We start from the raw sequence: 21,390 nt of genomic DNA on the forward strand, positions 1-21,390 counted from the left end.
TGAGGAGGTGTGACCGCGAACTTGTTTTGGTTAAATTCGCGTTAACATTCTTCCCTGACATGAGGGACAAATACCGGATGTCGCCTGATGTCACAAGCTTCCATATCTATGTTGTACCTTGGTATGCGCCCCGGTCGGGGCTTTCCGCCAACGATTCCAGCCGATTAAGGGGTAAGAAATTTTTTCTTGAAGGCGACGAGATCGCGCCATGAATCACGCTTCATCGCCGGCTGGCGCAGCAGAAAAGCCGGGTGATAGGTCGGCAGCACCGGAATCGGCGCGGCCATCGGAGTTGGAGAGAATTCCAGCCAGCGGCCGCGCAGCCGCATGATCCCTTCGGACCGGTCGAGCAGGGCGCTGGCGGAGGTTCCGCCCAGCAGCATCAGGCCTTCCGGGGCGATCAGCTCGATATGACGCTCCACGAAGGGCAGGCAGGCCTGGATCTCGTTTGGGTTGGGCTTGCGGTTGCCGGGCGGACGCCACGGCAGGATGTTGGTGATGTAGACGGAGTCGCGGTCCAGCCCAATGCATTTCAGCATCATGTCCAGCAGCTTGCCGCTCTTGCCGACGAAGGGCAGTCCCTGGCGATCCTCGTCCTCTCCCGGAGCCTCGCCGATCAGCATCAGGCGCGCCTTTGGGTTGCCGTCGGCGAAGACCAGATTGGTCGCGGTCGCCTTCAGCGCGCAGCCGTCGAACGCCGCCATCGCGGCGCGCAGGTCTTCCAGCGTATGGGCTTCAGCCGCCATGGTCCGGGCGGTCGCTCCGGCGGCGGGGGTGCCGAGAAGCGCCGGCTGGGCCGGGCCGGGACGCCGCGGCTGGGCAGCGGCACCGCCCCCGGCCTTGGCCGGCACGTTCCGCCCCTGGGGAGAGGGCTGGGCGGATGCTGGGGACGGCTGCGCCACGCGCGGCGCCACCTTCGTCCAATCGGTGGGACTGTCCGAGATCGCCTCGTCGGCGCCGACATCGATGTGCCAGCGCAGCAGGGCGACAATATCTCGCATATCAATCTGGCTCAATTCTCACCGCTCGGATTCCAACTTGGCCCACGCTCATTCATGGTTTGACCCTGAGAGGGAACCTATGTTCTTTCATCGGCCTTGAACAAGAGATAAGCAGCCAGGGCCGGTTTGCGGAGATGCCGATCCGACGGCATGACCGGGCGGCCCGATAGAATGCGGTGGGGAAAGAAGAACCATGGAACGCGAGGTAATGGAATACGATGTCGTGATCGTCGGCGCCGGGCCAGCAGGCCTGAGTGCGGCGATCCGGCTGAAACAGCTCGCAGGTGAGCAGGAGCGCGAGGTTTCCGTCTGCGTCCTGGAAAAGGGCTCGGAAGTGGGCGCGCATCTGCTGTCGGGCGCCGTGCTGGAACCGCGCGCCCTGAACGAGTTGATTCCGGACTGGAAGGAAAAGGGCGCTCCGCTCAATACGCCGGCGACGGAAGACCACTTCATCTACCTGACGGAGACGAAGTCCTACAAGCTGCCCAACCCGCCGCAGATGAACAATCACGGCAACTACATCATCAGCCTCGGGATGTTCGGCCGCTGGCTGGCGGCCCAGGCGGAAGAGCTGGGCGTCGAGATCTATCCGGGGTTCGCCGCCGCCGAGGTGCTGTACAACGAGGACGGCTCGGTCAAGGGTGTCGCCACCGGCGACATGGGCATCGGCAAGGACGGCGAGCACACCGACAGCTACACGCCGGGCATGGAACTGCACGCCAAGCAGACCATTTTCGCCGAGGGTTGCAGGGGTTCGCTTGCCAAGGGCTTGCAGCAGCGCTTCAACCTGCGCGAGGGCGTCGATCCGCAGACCTACGGTATCGGCATCAAGGAGCTGTGGGAGATCGATCCGGCCAAGCACAAGGAAGGTCTGGTTGTCCACACCATCGGCTGGCCGATGGATGCCAAGACCTATGGCGGGTCGTGGATGTACCACATGGAGAACAATCAGGTCTCCATCGGCTTCGTGATCGGGCTCGACTACGACAACCCGCACCTGTCGCCGTTCGACGAGTTCCAGCGCTTCAAGCTTCATCCCGACGTCCGCAAATACCTCGAGGGCGGGCGACGCATCTCCTATGGTGCTAGGGCGCTGAGCGAGGGCGGCTTCCAGTCGATCCCGAAGCTTACCTTCCCCGGCGGCTGCCTGATCGGCGATACCGCCGGCTTCCTCAACGTGCCGAAGATCAAGGGCAACCATACCGCGATGAAGAGCGGGATGATCTGCGCCGAGGCAGTGTTCGAGAACCTCGCGTCGGAAACGCCGGAACCGGAAGTCACCGGCTACACCGAGCGGCTGAAGCAGAGCTGGCTGTGGGAGGAGCTGTACCACGTCCGCAACATCCGGCCCTCCTTCCACAAGGGCCTGTGGGGCGGTATCGCCTATTCGGCGCTGGATACCTTCGTGTTCCGGGGCAAGGCGCCGTGGACCTTCAAGAACCACGCCGACCATCTTCAACTGAAGAAGGCGAGCGAGGCTCCGAAGATCAAATATCCCAAGCCGGACGGCGTGCTGACCTTCGACAAGCTGTCCTCGGTGTTCATTTCCAACACCAACCACGAGGAAAACCAGCCGGCGCACCTGACGTTGAAGGACCCTTCGGTCCCGATCCGGATCAACCTGCCCGAGTACGACGCGCCCGAGCAGCGCTATTGCCCGGCCGGCGTCTACGAGATCGTGCGCGACGATGCCGGGACCAATCCCCGGCTCCAGATCAACGCTCAGAACTGCGTCCACTGCAAGACCTGCGACATCAAGGACCCGACCCAGAACATCAACTGGGTGGTGCCGGAGGGCAGCGGCGGACCGAACTATCCGAACATGTGACTTTCCCGATACCTAGGTCTGGTTCCGGAATTTTTTCATTGCCTGCACCGCGCCGCAGCGACATCTCATCGTCAGGTTGAGAGTTGTACGTGCGGAGCGGTGGGGCGATGAACGACCGGCAGATCCTTGAACTTACGGAATGGGTAGCTGAGTCCGGTTTGGCGGGGTTTTCGGAAACCGAGTTGATCGACGGTTTCTGCCGCCGGCTGGTGGAAAACGGCGTGCCGCTGACCCGGATGGCCGGGATCATCGACACGCTGCACCCGGTTCTGGAAGCCCGCACCTTTCACTGGCACCGGACGAAGAACGAGACGCAGGCGATCGACTACGCCCGCTCCAGCGCGCGCGAAGGCCAGGAGAAGTGGCTGACCAGCCCGTTCCACTACCTGCTCATGTCAGGCGACAAATCGCTGCGCTGCCGGATCGTCGATGGCGATTGTCCGTCTGATCGGTTCCCGGTTCTGGCCGAGTTCCGCGACGACGGGCTGACGGATTATCTCGCGGTACACACCCGGTTCGGCAAGGCGCTGACGATCGGGATGATGGATTGCCTGTTCACGTCCTGGGCGACCGACCACGAGGAGGGTTTCGCGGACTGGCAGGTCGGGATGATCGATCGGGCGCTGCCGATGCTGGCGCTGGCGATCCGCGACGTCTCGGTCGGGCGGATCGCGGAGACGCTGGTCGAAACCTATCTCGGCCGCGACGCCGGGCGGCGGGTACTGGGCGGCTATATCGAGCGCGGCGTCGCCGAGCGGATGAGTGCCGTGATGTGGTTCAGCGATCTCCAGGGATTCACCCGGATCACCGACACCGTCCCGCCGGAACACGTGATCCCGCTGCTCAACGATTATGCCGACGCCATCGTGTCGTCGATCCACGACCACGGCGGTCAGGTGCTGAAGTTCATGGGCGACGGCATCATGGCGATCTTCAGCGGCGCCGAGGACTGCGAACTCTGCACCCGCGCGCTGGACGCGGCGGAGGAGGCAACAAGGCGGGTTGGCGCGCTGAACACCCGCCGGCAGGCGGAAGAACTGCCCTGGACCAACTTCTACCTGGGCCTCCACGTCGGCGAGGTGTTCTACGGCAACATCGGCAGCGAGGACCGCCTGGACTTCACCGTCATCGGCCCGGCGGTCAACGAGGTCAGCCGGATCGCCGCGATGTGCCGCTCTCTGGATCAGGAAATCCTGCTGTCCTCCGCCTTCGCCACCTCGGCGGAGGCCTGCGCGCAGCGGCTCGTCTCGGTCGGGCGGTTCGCACTGCGAGGGGTAGGGCAGCCCCAGCACCTGTTCACGCTCGATCCGGGGGCGGCGGGTGATTGATCCTGCTCAAGCCTCACTCGGCGGAGTGTCGATGTTCCGCCATGAGGGATAAGGCACGTTCGACCACGCTCGGGTCCGTTTCGATCACCTTGAGAAGGATACGCGCCGGAACGTCGGGAGCCGAACGCTGCTGTTCCCATTCCTGAACGGTTCGGAGGCTGAAGCCGAAACGATTTGCGAATGCCGACTGGGACAGGCCCAAACCCCCACGTATCGCCTTCACATCAGGAACCGGCGGGTTATACACCTGCCGGAAGTCCGTTTTGGATGACTGATCCGGAGCCGTATCGAGATCGTTCGCAATCTGCGCTTCTATAGCCTCGTCAGTCGTCGCTTTGACCCGCTTCAGATCAACCCGGCCCCTCCGTGCCAGGATTTCCTGAGCTGATCGTGTGACTATAGACATTTCGCTCCTTTCGGTTAGCGACCCGTGCAGAAACAATTCGGCGGACGCCCTGGCGCCAAGTGTAGACCACGCAGTATACTATGGAGTCTATCTCTCCAAGCGCGATGATGCGCTCCTCTCGATAATCTCGTCGATTATCGACACGTTAGACCGTATCGTTATCGAATATTAGACTTGCATATTCGAAGTCAAAACCACGTTCGATGAAGTTTTTGTTTGATTTGTTATCATCCCAATCGAACATGGGTTGGGACTTTCTTACCCGAGCTGAATCCAGCAAAGCCTGTTGAATTCAACCCAGTGACACATCTTCGAATAAGAAGGTAGATCCAGTTGCCATGATGAACCCCTTCCGGTAACGGGCTTGGGATCGCCGTACGCGATCCCAAGCGAACGGATGATACGTGATTCACGTATAATCGTCAATCGGCTTTTGAAGTTTCACCGGGTAGCCTGCGGTCTCACTCCGTGACCGCGATGGCGACGGCCTCGGTGTGGCGAACCACCACCTCGTCGCCTTTCTGTACGGCGTCCAGTCTCGTGACCTCGGGACCGACCTTGAACGTGCGTGCGCGGCCGCTAGGCCCTTTGACCACTACGATGCGATTGGCATAGTCGATGCTTTCGACCGTCGCGGTGATCTCGTTGGTGCTCGTGGCAACCGCGCTCGGCCTTGCGCCGAGAGGGGCCCTCTCAAGGGTGCCGGTGGGTTCCGCCGCGGGCGCTCCCGTTGCTGGCCGTACGAAGATGGCCGTCGCTTCCTGGTATTGGGCTGTCACCGTGTCGCCGACCTCGATTTGATCGAAGTTCCTCACCCGTTCGTCCAGGATGAGGCCGATCGTGCCGCCATCCTCGCCGCGCAGGACGACCATGCGCTCCGGACGGTTGACCGCCAGCACCTTGGCGCGTTCCGTGACGAGATCGCCGGTGACGAAAGCGGGCCTCTCGGCCTCGGCCGTGTTGACCACAGCCGGCTGAGTGCAGGCTGACAGGAGCAAGGCGCAGAGAATGCCCGTCGTGCCGAGAAGCGGATTAGTCTTCGACATCTGTGTCTCTCCAATAGTGATTAACCTACAGCTTGCATCAGCTTTGGAACGTATTTCCCGGTTCGGTCTGCTCACAAGGGTCCATCGCCGATGGTGTCATCGACTTCTTGGATTTTGTTTTCGGTATTACTTCAAGAATCGAACTGCCGTCCTTGTATCGGCCCAGGATCTTCCGGTACGCCACCACTGCCCGCAGCGACAGCGGCGCCGCTGATCTCGCTGAAGAATGCTATAGCCAAAACCGGTTTGAGAGATTTGCCCGTTTTCATTCACTCGTCCCCCCTGCATGAAGTGGGTAGAACTCAGTATGCCCTATCGGTGATTTCTTAGGCGATCACCCGAGTATGAATTTACTATCTCAAAGATATAGCACTTTGATCTGCATCAAACAAAGAATTCGACAATTTGTCAATTAAGGAAAAGACGTTCATGCCATGCAAAATAAAGTATCTAATAAAGTATAGTTTGTAATTTTTGCTTGGATGTGGATATTTTCTCTAAATGTTACCTCCTTAAGGCGACGGCATTTGCCAAAAGTGTTAGGTGGGCGTCGGCAAGATATATCGCGCCGGGGGTGTCTCACCGACTTTGAATCACGGAATGAGGTGGGGTGGATGCAAACGGTTCGCGGGCCGGCCGGCCGCCTGGGGAGGAGCAGCCAGCCGGCCCGCGAGAGTCAATCCCGCGTCAGAACTGATCGTCCGACAGCGCGGTCACCGTCCTGTGCCCCTCGGTAATCGGGGTCAGCAGGCCGATGGCTTGGGGCAGGAACTGGTCGGCGAAGAAGCGGGCGGTGATCAGCTTGGCGTCCAGGAAGCGCTGGTCCGCCGAGGGGTCGGCCTGACCCTCCTGCGCCGCCATGGCGCCCTTCGCCATCAGGAAGCCTCCCGTGACGATGCCGAACATCTTCAGGTAATGGGCGGCGCCCGATGCCGCCGCGGCAGGCGTCCGCTTGCCGTTCTCGACCAGCCAGGTGGTGGCCTTCTCCAGCGCGTCCACCGCCTTGCCGAGGCCGATTGCAATCGCGGCCATGTCGTCGCCGGGCCGGTTCTTCAGGGCGTCGATCGTCTCGCGGATCTCGGCAAACAGGGTGCGGGCGGCGGTACCGCCGTCGCGGATGACCTTGCGGAAGACGAGGTCGTTGGCCTGGATGCCGTTGGTGCCCTCGTAGATCGGCGTGATCCGGGCGTCGCGGAGATGCTGGGACGCGCCGGTCTCCTCGATGAAGCCCATGCCGCCGTGGATCTGGATGCCGATCGAGGCGTTCTCGACGCCAAGGTCGGTGCTCCAGGCCTTGACCACGGGGGTCAGCAGGTCGGCCAGCGACTGGCCCTTGGCGGCCTCGGCAGGGTCCGGGTGCTTCTTGGCGATGTCGAGCGCCGCCACCGCGTAATATGTCAGCGCGCGGGCTGCCTCCGTCTGCGACCGCATCGTCATCAGCATCCGGCGGACGTCGGGGTGCCGGATGATCGCGACCGGCTCGCCCTTGGCGTCCGCCATGTCGCGGCTCTGCACGCGGTTGCGGGCGTAGTCGCGGGCCTGCTGGTAGGCCCGTTCGGAGATCGCGACGCCCTGAAGCCCGACACCCATCCGGGCGTTGTTCATCATGGTGAACATGTACTCGATGCCGCGGTTCTCCTCGCCGACCAGATACCCCACGGCGCCGTCGTTGTCGCCGAACGCCATGACGGCGGTCGGGCTGGCGTGGATGCCCAGCTTGTGTTCCAGGCTGACGCAGCGCAGGTCGTTGCGCTCGCCCAGCGAGCCGTCCGGGTTGACCAGGAACTTCGGCACGACGAACAGCGAGATGCCCTTGATGCCGGGAGGCGCATCGGCCAGCCGCGCCAGCACCATGTGGATGATGTTATCGGTGAAGTCGTGCTCGCCGTAGGTGATGTAGATCTTCTGGCCGGAGATCCGGTAGTGCCCGTCCTCGCGCACCGCCCTGGTGCGGATGGCGGCAAGGTCGCTGCCGGCCTGCGGCTCGGTCAGGTTCATGGTCCCGGTCCACTCGCCCGAGATCAGCTTGCCCAGATAAATCTCCTTCAGCTCGTCGCTGCCATGGGCCGTCAGCGCCTCGACGGCGCCCTGGTTCAGCATCGGGCAGAGCGCAAAGGACATGTTGGCCGACTGCCACATCTCCTGCACCGCCATCGCCACCGTCCAGGGCAATCCCTGGCCGCCGTGCTCCGGATCGAACGGCACGCTGTTCCAGCCGCCTTCCTGATACTGCCGGTAGGCCGCCTTGAAGCCCTTGGGCGTGCGGACCACGCCGTTCTCCAGCACCGATCCTTCCTGATCGCCCGAGAAGTTGATCGGGGCTAGCACGTTGGAGGCCAGCTTGTTGGCTTCTTCCAGGATCGCGTCGACCATGTCGGGCGTCGCCGAATCATAACCGGGCAGGCTGACGATGCGGTCCATGCCGACGACTTCGTTGAGCACGAAGCGCATGTCCTGGATGGGGGCGGAATAAGGGATCATGGTACGCAGGGCCCTCCCGAGACCTTGAACTTGAACTTTTGGCAACTTGAGCTTTTGCCGGAACGCAGGATAGCGCGCCGGACAGGGGCTTTGCGAGCTTTGCGAATGCCGCAGGATAGCGATCGAGGCCAGCGGAGGAAGTGGCACACGGGTTGCTTCCCTGTATCCGGAACCTGTTGGCAAGAGGCTGTCATGTCGAACCCTGCAAACCTGATGCGCCCATCGGATCTCTCGAAGCTACGCGGCATTGCCGACGGTGCGCCCAAGGCCATCCAGGCGGCCGTGCGGCAGGCGAGCGACAGCACGGGGGTAGATTTTTCCTACCTCATGGTAAAAGCTGCCCAGGAGAGCAGTTTCGACCCGGAAGCGAAGGCTGCGACGAGCAGCGCCACCGGCCTCTATCAGTTCACCCAGGGCACCTGGCTCAACATGGTGGAGCAGCACGGGGCCAAATACGGCCTCAACCGGGAAGCCTCGCAGATCCAGCGCCGGTCCGACGGCTCGCTGTCGGTCCAGGACCCGCAGGCCAGACGCGATATCCTGGAGCTTCGCAAGGACCCGAAGATCTCGTCGCTGATGGCGGCGGAATTCGCCCGCGACAACCAGTCGCAGCTCGAACAGACCGTCGGCGGCGAGATCGGGGCGACCGAACTCTACATGGCGCATTTCCTGGGCGCCGGCGGCGCTTCCAAGTTCCTCAACGGCATGCGCCAGAACCCGGACCAGAGTGCCGCGTCGCTGCTGCCGGACGCGGCAGCGGCCAACAGGAACGTCTTCTACGACAAATCGGGAAAAGCGCTGTCGGTCGGCCAAGTCTACAACCGCTTCGCCGCCAAGTTCGACGGCATGCCGGCCTCGACCATGACGGCGTCGGCGGGGGCCATCGGCCTGCCCGGCGTCAAGGGCGGCTGGGCCAGCGAGGCGGGGATGAATTCCCCCTTCACGGCCAAGGCCGCATCGGGCGGCGCCAACGGCGAACCCAATTCGCTGTTCACCGTCATGGTGCTGTCGCAACTGGGCGCCCCCAAGGACCATGCGTCCGATGCCGACGGCAAGAACGGCCAGAAGGGCGGTTCCGGCGGCCAGTTCAACACCGTAAGGCCGTCGATCCCGAACCTGGGTGCCGCGTAAGGCTCCGATGTTCGATGCGCTTTCAGCAATGGCTTCGGCGCGGCCGGACCGCTAGGGTGCGGTCATGGATGAAGATGATCGTATCCCGACCGAACTATGGGTCCGTGCCCACCTGCGCCGCTGCATCGTGGACGCCATTCCCGCTGTGATCGCCCGCAAGGGATCGCCTTATGGCGGCATGGTGATCCTGAAGCTGAACCAGCTGGACCTGGGATGTAGGGTCCTGACCCAGTCGCGCGACATGGACGGCAGGCAGGGCTGGCTTGCCGCCAAGGAGAACGCGCTGATGCCGGAGGCGGATGCCGACGCCTATATCGCCCGCGCGGTCAAGCGCGATCCCGACCTCTGGGTGATCGAGATCGAGGACCGCGCCGGACGCCACCCGTTCGAAGGCAAGATAATCTGAGCGGACCAATCCGCCAGGTCAGCGGGGTTCCGGGACCGGTGCGTCCGAAACCCCAGCGCCGGCGCTGCCGATCGGGCCGGACCGGCTGCGGCCGGTGACGAAGTCGGACGACCGACCGGTGTCGCTCGACGTGCTCGATCCCATTTCGCTGCTGGTGCCGGAATAACCCGCTCCGCCAAGACCCAGCGTATTGGTGGTGCTCGACGGCGTCGGACCACCACCGCCGCCACCGCTCCAGTTGAAGCCTTCGCACCCGGCGAGGGCGAGCAGGGCCAGAGAAACGGCGGAAACCTTAAGATAGCGCCGCATGGGACCCTCCACTGTATGGCGATGACGTGTTCGGGGTATTCAACACGCGGTGGCGGAATTTGTCACCGGTTCCGGTTGGGTTAGACCCGTGGAGACGGCAGCCGCTCCGCCCGGCGCCGTCAGGCGGACGCAGCCCTTCTCACAGGATGGATTGCTCCGGACCAGATGCGGAAAGGCGTCCTGCCAGCGTGCCACCGCCTTGGTTTCGTCCGGGCGTGCCGCGTCGTCCAGGAACGCAGCACCACCCGGCGCCAGCCTGGGCAGCAGCCTCGGTCCCGCCGGATAGCGGGCAAGCGCATTGGTGTCGAGCGGCGGCCCGTCGATCACCAGCATATCGATCGGTCCGAGGTCTTTCAGGCCCGTATCGTCGTACCAGCGGAAGGTCTCGCCGCCGAGGGTCACCGGGACGAGCGGGGCATCGATCACGGTCGCCCAGTCGCTCAGGCCCTGGTCGGCCAGCATCGCCCTGGTTTCCGCCGCGAAGACAGGATCGTGCTCCAGGCTGTACACGTGTCCGGTGCCGCTGGTCCTGGCCGCCTGGGCCAGCACCACGGTCGAGGAGCCGGAACTGCACTCCACGACGACGCGCGGCCTGGCCGCCAGCGCATGGCGGGCGATCACCAGCAGGAAGTCCGGCGATGCCGCCCACATCCGCAGTGGCGGCAGCGGCACGGCGAAGTCCATCAGGTCCCTGAGGCCGATGAAGGCCTGGACCTGCCGGTAGTGATTGGCCGATTCGGTGGTGCGCAGGGACCGGATCTCGTCTTCCAGCGCGAACAGCTTCACATGGATGCGCCGCGTCTTATGGAAGAGCACCGCGACGACGCCCAGCACCGCCAGTCCGACACACAGATTGAGCAGCGTCAGCAGCTCGTTCATCCCATCCTCATTCCTATCGAAAAACCGGCGGGATACTGGCATGCCGCCACCCCCGTCCGACAGGTCGAGGATGGCGAGGTCCGGTGACGATTACGGCAAGGAAACCGGCCGCTTTCCCTCCGCCGGCCCAACGCCTTCCCGGGCAATTTGACGCGTCCATTGCTGGTAACTCCGCGGTATTTGCCTTTTATTTGACGGACCTGCTATAGACCCGCCGGGTCGTTTGCCGTGACGGATATTCGCATCGACAAGTTTATATACATTTCTAAGGAAAGTCGAACCACCGGACCGTAGCCGGCCCCCACGGTACCGGAAAGACTTTCTCGACAGGAAAAGCCTGAATGTTTCGCGAAAGAACCAGGATTCTTGTAACTGGTGGCGCCGGTTTTCTGGGGTCCTTCCTGTGTGAACGCCTTCTCGCACAGGGTTGCCATGTTATCTGTGCCGACAATTATTTCACCGGATCGCGCGACAACATCGCACATCTGCTGGACAACCCGTATTTCGAGGTCATCCGCCACGACGTGACGATCCCGCTTTACGTGGAGGTGGACCGGATATTCAATCTGGCCTGTCCGGCCTCGCCGATCCACTATCAGTTCGATCCGGTCCAGACCACCAAGACCAGCGTCCATGGCGCCATCAACATGCTTGGGCTGGCGAAGCGCACCAAGGCGCGCATCCTTCAGGCGTCGACCAGCGAAGTCTACGGCGACCCGGCGGTCCACCCGCAACGGGAAGAGTACTGGGGCAATGTCAATCCGATCGGTCCCCGCGCCTGCTACGACGAGGGCAAGCGCTGCGCCGAGACCCTCTTCTTCGACTATCACCGCCAGCACGGCGTTGCCATCAAGGTGATCCGCATCTTCAACACCTACGGTCCTCGGATGCATCCGCGCGACGGCAGGGTCGTTTCGAACTTCATCATCCAGGCCTTGGCCGGCGAGCCGATCACGCTGTACGGCAGCGGCGAGCAGACGCGGTCGTTCTGCTACGTGGACGACCTGATCGACGGCATGATCGCTTCATGGATACCGGCGAGGAGCATGTCGGCCCCTTGAACCTGGGCAATCCCGGGGAGTTCACGATCCGCGAACTGGCCGAGGCCGTGATCCGGCTGACCGGATCGAAGTCGAAGCTCGTCCACGAACCGCTTCCGGCCGACGACCCGAAACAGCGCCGGCCCGATATCACCCGCGCGGGGGAACTGCTGGACTGGCAGCCGGCCGTTCAGCTTGAAGAAGGGCTGACCCGCACCATCGCCTATTTCGACCGGCTGCTCTCCACGGGGACCGGGCACGCGGATGCCCGCCGGGCGGCGGAACGGTGAAACTCTCCAGCCGGTGGTATCCAGCCAGCCAGCGGTACTCATGATGACGGACAAGACAATGATCAACAAAGACGATTTCACCCTGTCGGTCGTCATTCCCTGCTTCAACGAATTGAAGACGATCCGCGCCATCGTGGACCGCGTCCGAAGCGCCGACGTCAAGAAGATGGAGATCATCATCGTCGACGACTGCTCGGTCGACGGCACCCGGGCGCTGCTCGAATCCCAGATCGCACCGCTGGTAGCCAAGATCGTCCATCACGACAGGAACCAGGGAAAAGGCGCCGCCCTGCGGACCGGATTCAAACATGCCACCGGCGATATCGTGCTGATCCAGGACGCCGACCTGGAATACGATCCCAAGGAATACCCACGCCTGATCGATCCGATCCTCAACCATGGCGCCGACGTCGTCTACGGCTCCCGCTTCGCCGGCGGCGAGGCCCATCGCGTCGTCTATTTCTGGCATATGGTCGCCAACCGCATCCTGACGCTCTGCTCGAACTTCGCGACCAACATCAACCTGACCGACATGGAAACCTGCTACAAGGTGTTCCGCCGGGAGGTGATCCAGTCGGTGACGATCGAGGAGGACCGCTTCGGCTTCGAACCGGAAATCACCGCCAAGCTGGCAAGGCGGCACTGCGTCTTCTACGAGGTCGGGATCTCCTATTATGGCCGGACCTATGACGAGGGCAAGAAGATCGGACTGAAGGACGCCTTCAGGGCGATCTATGCCATCGTCAAGTATTCGTTCCTGAGCAAGCCATGACCATCCTGCTCTCCTTCATCAAGCGATATGCCGCCAGTTTCGCGGTGTATTTCGTGATCGGAGGACTTTCGTCGCTGGTCGAGTGGACGGCTTTCTATGCCGCTTTCTCCTTCGCCGACCTGCACTATATCCCGGCCTCCGCCTGCGGCTTCGCGGTGGCGACCTATGTCAACTACCTGCTTTCCTCCCGGATCGGGTTCAGGAAAGGCAAGCTTTCCGGACGGTCCGAACTGGCGCTGGTCTATCTGGTCAGCGGCCTGGGCTTCGTGATCAACGTCGCGTTCATGGCGGGTATGGTCGAACTTCTGGGATTGCCGGTCATGCTGGGCAAGATCGGCGGCACCGGCGTCGCCTTCATCTGGAACTTCGCCGCGCGTCAGTTCATCGTCTTCGACAAGACGCCGCGCTGGGAGATGGGGCAGGGGGCGGGCGATGGAGAAGCTGCCGGCGGTTCCCCGACCAAGCCGGCCTGAACGGGTAACGGAAACCGTCTTCCAAGGCTTTTAGGGCATCGGCACTTAAGGCATCGGTACTGTCTTCAGCATCATCCCACGAACTCCCAGACCCAGCTTTCGCGGGTCCTTGGAAACGCCAAGCGCCTCGGGCGAAGTCGCATCGCCAAGGTCCAGGACGACGGCGACCGTATTCCGCTTGACCGCCGTCCGCCTCGGGATTTTCAAGGCCAAGGTCTGCGGGCCGTCCGCCACCTCCCATGAAAGCTCGCCCATATCTTCATCGTTGACGATCACCCGCACGGTCTGGCGCGGGTGTTTCGGGTTGCCGAAGGCATTGGCTTCGATCGTCAGTTCGAGGCCCCATCCCGCCGACAAGCCGGCAGCAGCGATGGGAAGCTTGAGCGACGCCTTGAAGCCGTCGGTCCAGGTTCCCCAGTCCTCCTGCCCACTCCAGCCGTTGACGGCGTATCGGGTGCTGTTGCCGCCTTTCCGGAAGTCTATCCGCTCACCGTCATGCAGTTCGAACGCCCAGTCGGCATCGGGTGCCGTGCAACCGTAAGGAGGAAGCCAGCATGGCCAGCCGAAACCGATATCATAGCGCCGGCCTATCGGCGGTTTGCCGGTCAGGCTCATCGCGCCGGAAGGATCGAAGGCGCCGGCGACGGTGGCCGCATTGACCGGCCGGGGCAGGATGATCCTCAATCCGAAGACCTGCGGAGCCGACAGGAACTCGGCGTACCGGCGCAGGCTCTTCCCATTGGCGTCAAGACTCACCGGCCAATCGTCCAATCCCCTAGGAAACCCGCCCGACATGGGGACGTCGATGGCGGCGATCGCTCCCATGTCGGCGAACGTGGCCTGGAAACCGGACGGCGAGGCCGTGCCGGCGACGGCATCCACCCGTTCCAGCTGGATGCGGACCGACAGGAGGCCGATCAGGCCGGCCGCGGCGACGGCGGCCGATACGGTCTGGCGGCCGGACAGGACGTTCTTCACCGCCAGCCAGGCGAAGAGGCCAAGAAGAGGGAATGTCCATTTCAGATAATGAATAAGTCCGAAATGCCAGATGTTGGTCGGCTGCAAGTCCGCGTAGCAGGCATAAAAGAAGATATGGACCAGGACGCAGGCGGCCACTATGGCAAGACGCGACCTTTCCAGCAGGCAGCAGACGATCCCGATCAGCGACAGGAAAATCCAGGGATAAGCCTTGAGGATGGCCGTGCCCTGGCCGTACACGGCCGTTGGGTCGATGAAGAGTACGTAGAGCTTGATCGGCAGGGCGGGGAAAATGAACCCGATATCCTGCGATATCGCCAAGTAAGGGGAAACGGCCCAGCCATAAATCGCGTAATAGGCCAGAGCGACGCCGAAAAGCCCGGTCAGGCCGCCCGCGATCAGGAAGGCGAGGGTGGCCGGCAAAACACCATCACGAGGATAGCCGGCCCGGTTGCGGCGGCTCCGGAGCAGGCCGATGGCCGCATTCGCCGCCAGAAAGATGAAAACCGGCGCCGTGGAGATCACATCCGTCGGACGTATGATAAGGACGATGCTGGCCAGCAGTCCCGTGAGGAAGAACTTCAGCGCGTCTGCCGTCCGGTTGAGAAAAAGCGTAAGGATGATGTAGATGATCGCGCAGGACGGGGTCGTGCTCCACGGGACCACGAACTGTTCGATGATGACGCCGTTGAAGGCCGTGCTGAACGCGAATACCGCCGATGCGGCAACGGTTCCGACGCCGAAATGGCGGGATATCCTGATAAAGCAAAGTGCCGTGACGAGAAGGCAGATCGCGTCGACGAAGAAGAACGCGTGAACCGGCATCGATTTATAGAAAACCGCGCCGAGAAGCGCGTATCCGGGAAAGTACCAGTGTTCGGCTGGACTTAGGTCGATCCGGGAAAGCGCCTTGGCGGATTTTATGTACTGGCTTTGGTCCCACCATCCCCACCAGCCGGATACCATGTCATGGGGCAGGGCCGGGTGACTGAGGAACAGGAACGCATAGATGATGAATAGGAAAGTTAGAAAGGTAATAGTTACTGCATAATCCCTTGAGTTAAGGAAAATCCTAATTTCATTAAATTTCATTAACCATATTCCTTCCAGCACTATACCCAATGTGCCGACGAAGGAGTTTTTGTCAAATACTATATTTAAACATTCAGCTAGGTGGATTCACCGCCCGGTTCGCCCTGCCGACTCCATACGCCCGAAAAGCGTTTTAATGTCGCAACGCGTTGAGTATTAAGGAATTGTCAATTTCTCACCCATAGACCGGGCGCATAACACCGAATGGTTCGGTCATTCATGCCGCCTCCGGCATACGACCGACAGCGTTCCTGTAAGCGAGTGAAGTCGGGTCGCTCTCACTTGAGGCAGATCGGAATGCGGTGTGTCGAGGAAGAGTTGCGCAATGACGATCATGAAGTTCGAGCCGAAATGGCCTATGGCCGGCGCTGTTTTTCTGGTCGTGGCGCTATCGATGCTGGCCGGATGGCTGCCTTCGACCGGTAAACTCCTTTTCGAATATGGCGATCTGGCGGCCAATACCCTGCTGGTCCTCGATGCCAAGCGGAGCGTCCTGCTGACCGGCAACTATTCGCGCGTCGGCTTCAATCATCCGGGACCGGCCTATATTTACGTCATGGCCGCCGGCGAATACCTGTTCCACGATCTTCTGCGCCTGACACCTACCCCAATGGGCGGGCTTATATTGGGAACGGCGGCGCTCAACGCCGGCTGGCTCTCGCTGCTCTGGCTCCTGCTGGCAAGGTTTTCGCGTTCGGCCGGTGCCGCGGCATCGGGCCTCGCCGCCTTCGTCGCCTATACGCTCCTGAACGAACCCGGATTCCTGTTCGGCATCTGGATGCCGTTCCTCTACTTCGCGCCCTTCGCCGTCTTCACGCTGGCTCTGGCGCGGGTCACATCAGGACGGCTGGACGCGCTCGTCCCGCTGACCCTGGCGGCGGGTTTCCTGGTCCATGGCCATGCCTCGTTCATCGGCATCATCGGGTTGATGATCGTCATCAGCGCACTGGTCCACCTGTCGGCGACGCGCTGGCTGTCCGACGAGGTCTGGCCGAAGCTGGTGTCGCCCGAAACGGTGCCGCGCTACCGCAAGCACCTGATCGCCGCGGCCGCGATCGCGGCCGTGTTCGTTCTGCCGCTGGTCGCCCAGACGCTGCTGCATTTTCCCGGTCCGCTGCGGCAATACCTCGGCTACGGCTACGGCAGCGCGCGGCACTCGAACTCGCTGGCGGCCAGCCTGACCTATGTCTTCGCCTGCTGGGGCGGTGCTGCGATGCTCGTACCGTCGGCGGTGCTGACGTGGGTGCTGCTGAGGACCGGAGCGGGCGACCGCCGCGACCTCGGTGAACGCCTGGGCTTCCTGGCGGCTCTGGCCGCATCGACCCTGGCCGTGTTGTTCTACACGGTCTTCGCCGTCGACTTCCTGGATCAAGCCTACATCATCTACTTCTACCGCGCGGTACCCGGCTTGCTGACGGCGGTGACGGTCTGTGCCCTCCATAATACGGCGCCGGATATCCGCCGGCATGGCCGTCTGGCGCTGGCCGCCGTGCTGAGCGTAGCGCTGCTTCTCGCATTCGGTCCCCGACGCCCATCCGACAGCGTGGCCGGCATTCCGGAAGCGCACCGCGCCCTGGTCGAGTTCGAACCCGGTCCCGCCGTGCTCGACCTGGACAACACCAGGAACTGGGTAGCGGTATGGGCCAATACGGTGAGCCTGCTGGCCTATGGCAAGCGGGTGAGGTCGGGAGCCTACTGCGTGCGGGGCAACTGGCAAATCCTGTTCACCGAAGCGCTGCATTGCCCGCCCGGCATCGCTCCCGGAACGCCGGTGCTGACCGTCACGCCCGCCGACGGGGCCGTTCCGGGACCCGGCGTGCTCCGGATCCTCGGACTGGACTTCACGCGCACGACGGTCCCGTGAAGTCTACCGGCCCGTGAAGTTCAAAGCACCTTGCCGGGGTTCATCAACCCCTGCGGGTCGAGCGTCGCCTTGATCCGGCGCATCAGGTCCAATTCCACCGGCGACTTGACGCGCTGGAGTTCCTCGCGCTTGAAGGTGCCGATGCCGTGTTCGGCGCTGATCGAGCCGTCCATGCTCAGGACGATGTCGTGGACGACCTCGTTCAGCTTGTCCCACTGGGCCAGATAGGCCTCGGTGTCGGCATCGACCGGCTGGTTGACGTTGAAGTGGATGTTGCCGTCGCCGACATGGCCGAACGGCACCGGCCGCGCGCCGGGGATCGTCCGCTCGACCGCTTCGGTTGCCTGGGCAATGAAGCTGCCGACGCAGGACACCGGGATCGAGATGTCGTGCTTGATCGAGCCGCCCTCGTATTTCTGCGCCTCGACGATGGCTTCGCGGATGAACCAGAGCTGCTTGGCCTGCGCCTCGCTCGACGCCAGGGTGGCGTCCTGGACCAGTCCGGCCTCCATCGCCTCGCCCAGTGCTGCCTCGATCGTCTCGCGGAAGGCGTCGCCTCCCGTGCCGGTGGACAGTTCCAGCAGGACGTACCAGGGGAACGGCTCCGACAGCGGATCGATCGTGCCGGCGACGTGCTTCAGCGCGAAGTCCAAGGCGATGCGCGGCATCAACTCGAAGGCGCTTAGGCTGTCGCCGCTGGCGGACCGCAGGCTCGCCAGAAGCTCGATCGCGGCGTCGGGGTCGCGGACCGCCAGGAAGCCGGTTTCGACCTGCTTGGGCCGGGGGAACAGCTTGAGCACGGCGGCGGTGATGAAGCCCAGCGTGCCCTCGGCCCCGATGAACAGGTGCTTCAGGTCGTAGCCAGTGTTGTTCTTGCGCAGCCGCCGCATGCCGTTCCAGATCTGGCCGTCGGGCAGCACGACCTCCAGGCCCAGCACCAGGTCGCGGGTATTGCCGTAGCGCAGCGTCATGGTGCCGCCGGCATTGGCGGAGATGTTGCCGCCGATCTGGCAGGTGCCCTCGGCGCCCAGGCTCAGCGGGAACAGGCGGTCCACGTCTGCCGCCGCCTGCTGGAGCGTCTGGAGCACGCAGCCGGCTTCCACCGTGACCGTGTAGTTCAGCGGGTCCATCTCTCGGATCTTGTTCATCCGGGACAGGCTGATCAGCACTTCACTGTTGTCGGCGGACGGGATCGATCCGCCGACCAGCCCCGTGTTGCCGCCCTGCGGCACGACCGGAACGCCGGCCTCCGCACAGGTCCGCATAACGTCCGACAGTTCCTGCGTGGTGGCAGGGCGCAGCACCAGCGGGGTCGCTCCGCGATACCGGCCGCGCCATTCGGCCACGTAGGGTTCCATGTCGGCGGGATCGTCGATATGCCCGGAAGGGCCGACGATGGCACGCAGGCGGTCGAGCAGGGCGGGGTCGATTTTTTTGGTTTCGGGCATGTTGCTATCAGGGGGCTGGCGGCTGATCGGGAAGGGTGGCGGGTCCGCGCGGAGCCGCGGCGCGGCGCAGGCGGTCGTTGATGGCGACGCCCAAACCCTGTTCGGGGATGGACATGACGGCGATGGCCGAATGTTCCGGCCGGTCCAGCGCGCGCAGCATGGCGAACAGGTTGGCTGCCGCCTCGAACAGATCGCCCTGCGGGCTCAGGTTCAGCCGGGTCGCCCCGCCGCGTACGAAGGTGTCGGGGCCGAACGACAGCAGCGCTTCGTCGGCGGCGGCATCGTGCGCGCCGAGCCGCACCGGGCAGCCGGGCGCGTAGTGGCTGGCGAGCATGCCGGGGGATTTCGGCGCGTCCGGATCGGCGCTGGGCGGCTGGTGCTCCGGCGTCAGGACCTTTGTCCCGAGCAGCGCTTCCAGCTCTTCCAGCGTAACGCCGCCGGGGCGCAGCAGGACGGGGTCGGCGCCGGTCAGGTCGAGCACGGTCGATTCCAGCCCGATCGGGCAGCGCCCGGCGGCCAGGATCAGGCCGACGCGGTCGCCCAGACTTTCCGCTACGTGAAGCGGCGTCGTCGGGCTGACAGCACCGGAGCGGTTGGCGCTGGGTGCGGCAATCGGACGCCCCACCGCTTTCAGCAGCGAGCGGGCGACGGGATGGTTGGGGACCCGGACCGCGACCGACTCCAGCCCGGCGCTGACCAGCAGCGACAACGGGCTGTCGGTCCGGCGCGGCAGCACCAGGGTCAGCGCTCCCGGCCAAAGGGTTTCCGCCAGCTTTTCTGCCCGCTCGTCGAAGCGGACGACGGCTTCGGCAGCACCCATGTCGGGGAAATGGACGATCAGCGGGTTGAAGCGGGGCCTGCCCTTCGCCTCGAATATGCTGGCGACGGCGCGGTCGTCGGTAGCATCGGCGCCCAGGCCGTAGACCGTCTCCGTCGGGAACGCCACCAGCTCGCCCGCGCGTAGCAGGTCGGCCGCCCGCGCGATGTTGGCGTCGGTCGGCGGGACCAGTTCGGGCTTGCGCCCAGGGCTGACGATCTCAGGGCTGACGATTTTGCTCATGTTCATACTAGTAAAGTGTTATTCCGGCTTGCGAAAGCCAAACACCACCCTTGGCCTGTTGTGGTTCTGGATGCACTATGCCGTTGCTGCGGCGTATGCGGCTTTTTTTCAATGATAATCGGCGGCATAGCCGGTGAGCGGAGCGGGCATGGCGGGCAGAATTTACACCGTGGCGCAGCAGAAGGGCGGGGCGGGAAAGACCACCCTGGCGGCGCATCTGGCTATCGCGTGGTCGGAAGCGGGTCTTCGCGTCGCCGTCGTCGATATCGATCCCCAGGGCAGCCTGACCCGCTGGTTCCAGACCCGGAAGGACCAGTTGAACGGCAAGACCGGCATCGGCCACACCCAGATCACCGGCTGGCGCACCCAGCAGGCGGTCGAGCGGCTGACGCAGGAAAACGATGTCGTCGTGATCGACAGCCCGCCGCACGCGGAAACGGAGGCGCGGATCGCCGTCCGCTCGGCCCATCTGGTGATCATCCCGGTCCAGCCCAGCCCGATGGACATGTGGGCAACCCAGCCGACGCTGGATTTGGCGCGGGAAGAGAAGGTGCCGGCCCTGCTTGTCATCAACCGCGTTCCGCCGCGCGCCAAGCTGGCCGACGACCTGATCGAGCGAATCACGACGATGGGCACCAATTCCGGCGCCACCGTGGCAAAGACCCATGTCGGCAACCGAATCCAGTTCGCCGCAGCCCTGTTCGAGGGCCGCAGCGTCACGGAATCGGCCCGACGCACCCGCGCTGCCGAGGAAATCCAGGAACTGGCGGCGGAAATCCTCAACCGGGGGTGATTGGACGGGGCGGCCTAGATCGCCTTCGCCGCCTTCAGCACTTCCTCGGTGTGGCCGTCGACCTTGACCTTGCGCCAGGCACCCCGGATCACGCCTTCGCCGTCGATCAGGAAGGTCGAGCGCTCGATGCCCATGTACTTCTTGCCGTACATGCTCTTCTCCTTCCACACCTCGTATTTCTCGGCGACGCCGGCGGTCTGATCGGAGGCGAGGGTGAAGGGCAGTTCGTACTTCTTCTTGAACTTGTCGTGACTGGCGACGCTGTCCTTGGACACGCCGATGATTACCGCGTCGATGCCCGAGAAGTCGGGCAGGTTGTCGCGGAAGCCGCAGGCCTGCTTGGTGCAGCCGCTGGTGTCGTCCTTGGGGTAGAAATACAGCACGACCTTCTTGCCGCGCAGGGCCGACAGGCTGACCTCGCCGCCGCCGTCCGTCGGCATCGTGAAGTCGGGAGCGGGGGAACCGATCTCTACGCTCATGGGGGTGCTCCTCAACTGTCTTGAACTGGTTCGACTGCCGGCGATCTTGGAGATACCGGCGCGGAAGTCAAACCGGCAGTTGGCCGGCGCGTAACAAGACCGACTTTGGAACTGTTCTCGTCTGAATGTGACCGTCTTAACGAACGGACCTCCTTCATGACGAACGATGAAAAAGGCACCCTCAACCGGCGCGGCTTCCTGGGCGTCAGCGCCGGCGGGGCCGCCCTGCCGCTGGTGGCGGGCGCCGTCGCGGCCTCCGCTCCGGCGCAGGCGCAGACAGCGGCGG

The 21,390-nt window shown here is 63.3% G+C and carries 18 protein-coding genes and 2 pseudogenes; 9 read left to right on the forward strand and 11 right to left on the reverse strand.

The genetic code is table 11. From position 1 onward, the window contains the following. Window positions 1–164 precede the first annotated feature (164 nt). Window positions 165–1,001: a uracil-DNA glycosylase gene (locus tag N826_RS28225; RefSeq protein ID WP_044434328.1), complete on the reverse strand. Its 837-nt coding sequence runs from the start codon at window positions 999–1,001 to the stop codon at window positions 165–167. 193 nt (window positions 1,002–1,194) lie between these two features. On the opposite strand from N826_RS28225, the gene N826_RS28230 reads away from it, so the two are divergent. Both N826_RS28230 and N826_RS28235 read left to right on the forward strand, forming a co-directional pair. Beyond that, the gene (locus tag N826_RS28230; protein WP_044434330.1) at window positions 1,195–2,829 is read left to right on the forward strand and encodes an electron transfer flavoprotein-ubiquinone oxidoreductase; all 1,635 of its coding nucleotides are present in this window, start codon (window positions 1,195–1,197) and stop codon (window positions 2,827–2,829) included. 107 nt (window positions 2,830–2,936) lie between these two features. Continuing rightward, entirely contained in the window at window positions 2,937–4,157 is a 1,221-nt protein-coding gene (locus N826_RS28235) for an adenylate/guanylate cyclase domain-containing protein (protein ID WP_044434333.1), read from the forward strand. A 13-nt stretch (window positions 4,158–4,170) separates the two neighbouring features. On the opposite strand, the gene N826_RS44435 is transcribed toward N826_RS28235, so the two are convergent. The 4 genes and pseudogenes from N826_RS44435 to N826_RS28250 form a co-directional block, all read right to left on the reverse strand. After that, on the reverse strand, window positions 4,171–4,563 hold the full coding sequence (locus N826_RS44435; RefSeq protein WP_052832197.1) for a helix-turn-helix domain-containing protein: 393 nt from the start codon (window positions 4,561–4,563) through the stop codon (window positions 4,171–4,173). Next, window positions 4,508–4,690: pseudogene (locus N826_RS45430) on the reverse strand (BrnT family toxin); the annotation flags it as partial. The pseudogene N826_RS45430 and the gene N826_RS44435, both read right to left, overlap by 56 nt. Window positions 4,691–5,024: 334 nt before the next feature. Beyond that, window positions 5,025–5,609: a hypothetical protein gene (locus N826_RS28245; RefSeq protein ID WP_044434336.1), complete on the reverse strand. Its 585-nt coding sequence runs from the start codon at window positions 5,607–5,609 to the stop codon at window positions 5,025–5,027. Window positions 5,610–6,296: 687 nt separating this feature from the next. After that, window positions 6,297–8,090 (reverse strand): acyl-CoA dehydrogenase, encoded by a 1,794-nt coding sequence (locus tag N826_RS28250; protein ID WP_044434338.1) that lies wholly within the window; start codon window positions 8,088–8,090, stop codon window positions 6,297–6,299. A gap of 192 nt (window positions 8,091–8,282) precedes the next feature. Here N826_RS28250 and N826_RS28255 point away from each other — a divergent pair, with 192 nt between their 5' ends. Together N826_RS28255 and N826_RS28260 are read left to right on the forward strand one after the other, a co-directional pair. Further along, window positions 8,283–9,221: a transglycosylase SLT domain-containing protein gene (locus N826_RS28255; RefSeq protein WP_044434340.1), complete on the forward strand. Its 939-nt coding sequence runs from the start codon at window positions 8,283–8,285 to the stop codon at window positions 9,219–9,221. A gap of 64 nt (window positions 9,222–9,285) precedes the next feature. After that, window positions 9,286–9,627: a DUF1491 family protein gene (locus N826_RS28260; protein WP_044434342.1), complete on the forward strand. Its 342-nt coding sequence runs from the start codon at window positions 9,286–9,288 to the stop codon at window positions 9,625–9,627. A gap of 18 nt (window positions 9,628–9,645) precedes the next feature. Here the strand turns inward: N826_RS28260 and N826_RS28265 are convergent, their stop codons facing one another. Together N826_RS28265 and N826_RS28270 are read right to left on the reverse strand one after the other, a co-directional pair. After that, the gene (locus N826_RS28265) at window positions 9,646–9,936 is read right to left on the reverse strand and encodes a hypothetical protein (protein WP_044434344.1); all 291 of its coding nucleotides are present in this window, start codon (window positions 9,934–9,936) and stop codon (window positions 9,646–9,648) included. Between the two features lie 39 nt (window positions 9,937–9,975). Continuing rightward, a complete protein-coding gene (locus N826_RS28270) occupies window positions 9,976–10,815 on the reverse strand; it encodes a class I SAM-dependent methyltransferase (RefSeq protein WP_063772333.1) in 840 nt (279 codons plus the stop codon). A 341-nt stretch (window positions 10,816–11,156) separates the two neighbouring features. Between N826_RS28270 and N826_RS28275 the strand changes: the two are divergent. The 3 genes and pseudogenes from N826_RS28275 (at window position 11,157) to N826_RS28285 (ending at window position 13,390) form a co-directional block, all read left to right on the forward strand. Beyond that, window positions 11,157–12,145: pseudogene (locus N826_RS28275) on the forward strand (UDP-glucuronic acid decarboxylase family protein). A gap of 58 nt (window positions 12,146–12,203) precedes the next feature. Then, window positions 12,204–12,917, forward strand: a complete 714-nt coding sequence (locus N826_RS28280) for a glycosyltransferase family 2 protein (protein ID WP_044434389.1) — start codon at window positions 12,204–12,206, stop codon at window positions 12,915–12,917. After that, window positions 12,914–13,390 carry a GtrA family protein gene (locus tag N826_RS28285; RefSeq protein WP_044434346.1) on the forward strand — a complete coding sequence of 159 codons (477 nt, stop codon included), beginning with the start codon at window positions 12,914–12,916 and terminating at the stop codon, window positions 13,388–13,390. The genes N826_RS28280 and N826_RS28285 overlap by 4 nt, the downstream gene beginning before the upstream one ends. Window positions 13,391–13,435: 45 nt before the next feature. On the opposite strand, the gene N826_RS28290 is transcribed toward N826_RS28285, so the two are convergent. Next, on the reverse strand, window positions 13,436–15,193 hold the full coding sequence (locus N826_RS28290) for a DUF7024 domain-containing protein (RefSeq protein WP_044434348.1): 1,758 nt from the start codon (window positions 15,191–15,193) through the stop codon (window positions 13,436–13,438). A gap of 592 nt (window positions 15,194–15,785) precedes the next feature. On the opposite strand from N826_RS28290, the gene N826_RS28295 reads away from it, so the two are divergent. Beyond that, a complete protein-coding gene (locus N826_RS28295; protein ID WP_044434350.1) occupies window positions 15,786–17,324 on the forward strand; it encodes a hypothetical protein in 1,539 nt (512 codons plus the stop codon). A 20-nt stretch (window positions 17,325–17,344) separates the two neighbouring features. On the opposite strand, the gene N826_RS28300 is transcribed toward N826_RS28295, so the two are convergent. Continuing rightward, the gene (locus N826_RS28300; RefSeq protein WP_044434351.1) at window positions 17,345–18,772 is read right to left on the reverse strand and encodes an FAD-binding oxidoreductase; all 1,428 of its coding nucleotides are present in this window, start codon (window positions 18,770–18,772) and stop codon (window positions 17,345–17,347) included. A 7-nt stretch (window positions 18,773–18,779) separates the two neighbouring features. Next, window positions 18,780–19,832 (reverse strand): L-threonylcarbamoyladenylate synthase, encoded by a 1,053-nt coding sequence (locus tag N826_RS28305; RefSeq protein ID WP_044434392.1) that lies wholly within the window; start codon window positions 19,830–19,832, stop codon window positions 18,780–18,782. A gap of 148 nt (window positions 19,833–19,980) precedes the next feature. Between N826_RS28305 and parA the strand changes: the two genes are divergently transcribed. Continuing rightward, window positions 19,981–20,625, forward strand: coding sequence for a ParA family partition ATPase (parA, locus tag N826_RS28310; RefSeq protein ID WP_044434353.1), 645 nt, complete (start codon window positions 19,981–19,983; stop codon window positions 20,623–20,625). A gap of 14 nt (window positions 20,626–20,639) precedes the next feature. Here parA and bcp read toward each other — a convergent pair whose 3' ends face one another. Next, a complete protein-coding gene (bcp, locus tag N826_RS28315) occupies window positions 20,640–21,104 on the reverse strand; it encodes a thioredoxin-dependent thiol peroxidase (protein WP_044434355.1) in 465 nt (154 codons plus the stop codon). Window positions 21,105–21,390 lie beyond the last annotated feature (286 nt).

Source organism: Skermanella aerolata KACC 11604 (assembly GCF_000936425.1).
GTDB classification, from domain to species: domain Bacteria; phylum Pseudomonadota; class Alphaproteobacteria; order Azospirillales; family Azospirillaceae; genus Skermanella; species Skermanella aerolata.

Excerpts from the sequence above, each read along its gene's own strand:
- N826_RS28225 (WP_044434328.1), bottom strand. The coding sequence starts at position 1,001 with ATGCGAGATATTGTCGCCCTGCTGCGCTGGCACATCGATGTCGGCGCC.
- N826_RS28230 (WP_044434330.1), top strand. The coding sequence starts at position 1,195 with ATGGAACGCGAGGTAATGGAATACGATGTCGTGATCGTCGGCGCCGGG.
- N826_RS28235 (WP_044434333.1), top strand. The coding sequence starts at position 2,937 with ATGAACGACCGGCAGATCCTTGAACTTACGGAATGGGTAGCTGAGTCC.
- N826_RS44435 (WP_052832197.1), bottom strand. The coding sequence starts at position 4,563 with ATGTCTATAGTCACACGATCAGCTCAGGAAATCCTGGCACGGAGGGGC.
- N826_RS28245 (WP_044434336.1), bottom strand. The coding sequence starts at position 5,609 with ATGTCGAAGACTAATCCGCTTCTCGGCACGACGGGCATTCTCTGCGCC.
- N826_RS28250 (WP_044434338.1), bottom strand. The coding sequence starts at position 8,090 with ATGATCCCTTATTCCGCCCCCATCCAGGACATGCGCTTCGTGCTCAAC.
- N826_RS28255 (WP_044434340.1), top strand. The coding sequence starts at position 8,283 with ATGTCGAACCCTGCAAACCTGATGCGCCCATCGGATCTCTCGAAGCTA.
- N826_RS28260 (WP_044434342.1), top strand. The coding sequence starts at position 9,286 with ATGGATGAAGATGATCGTATCCCGACCGAACTATGGGTCCGTGCCCAC.
- N826_RS28265 (WP_044434344.1), bottom strand. The coding sequence starts at position 9,936 with ATGCGGCGCTATCTTAAGGTTTCCGCCGTTTCTCTGGCCCTGCTCGCC.
- N826_RS28270 (WP_063772333.1), bottom strand. The coding sequence starts at position 10,815 with ATGAACGAGCTGCTGACGCTGCTCAATCTGTGTGTCGGACTGGCGGTG.
- N826_RS28280 (WP_044434389.1), top strand. The coding sequence starts at position 12,204 with ATGATCAACAAAGACGATTTCACCCTGTCGGTCGTCATTCCCTGCTTC.
- N826_RS28285 (WP_044434346.1), top strand. The coding sequence starts at position 12,914 with ATGACCATCCTGCTCTCCTTCATCAAGCGATATGCCGCCAGTTTCGCG.
- N826_RS28290 (WP_044434348.1), bottom strand. The coding sequence starts at position 15,193 with ATGCCGGTTCACGCGTTCTTCTTCGTCGACGCGATCTGCCTTCTCGTC.
- N826_RS28295 (WP_044434350.1), top strand. The coding sequence starts at position 15,786 with ATGACGATCATGAAGTTCGAGCCGAAATGGCCTATGGCCGGCGCTGTT.
- N826_RS28300 (WP_044434351.1), bottom strand. The coding sequence starts at position 18,772 with ATGCCCGAAACCAAAAAAATCGACCCCGCCCTGCTCGACCGCCTGCGT.
- N826_RS28305 (WP_044434392.1), bottom strand. The coding sequence starts at position 19,832 with ATGAGCAAAATCGTCAGCCCTGAGATCGTCAGCCCTGGGCGCAAGCCC.
- parA (WP_044434353.1), top strand. The coding sequence starts at position 19,981 with ATGGCGGGCAGAATTTACACCGTGGCGCAGCAGAAGGGCGGGGCGGGA.
- bcp (WP_044434355.1), bottom strand. The coding sequence starts at position 21,104 with ATGAGCGTAGAGATCGGTTCCCCCGCTCCCGACTTCACGATGCCGACG.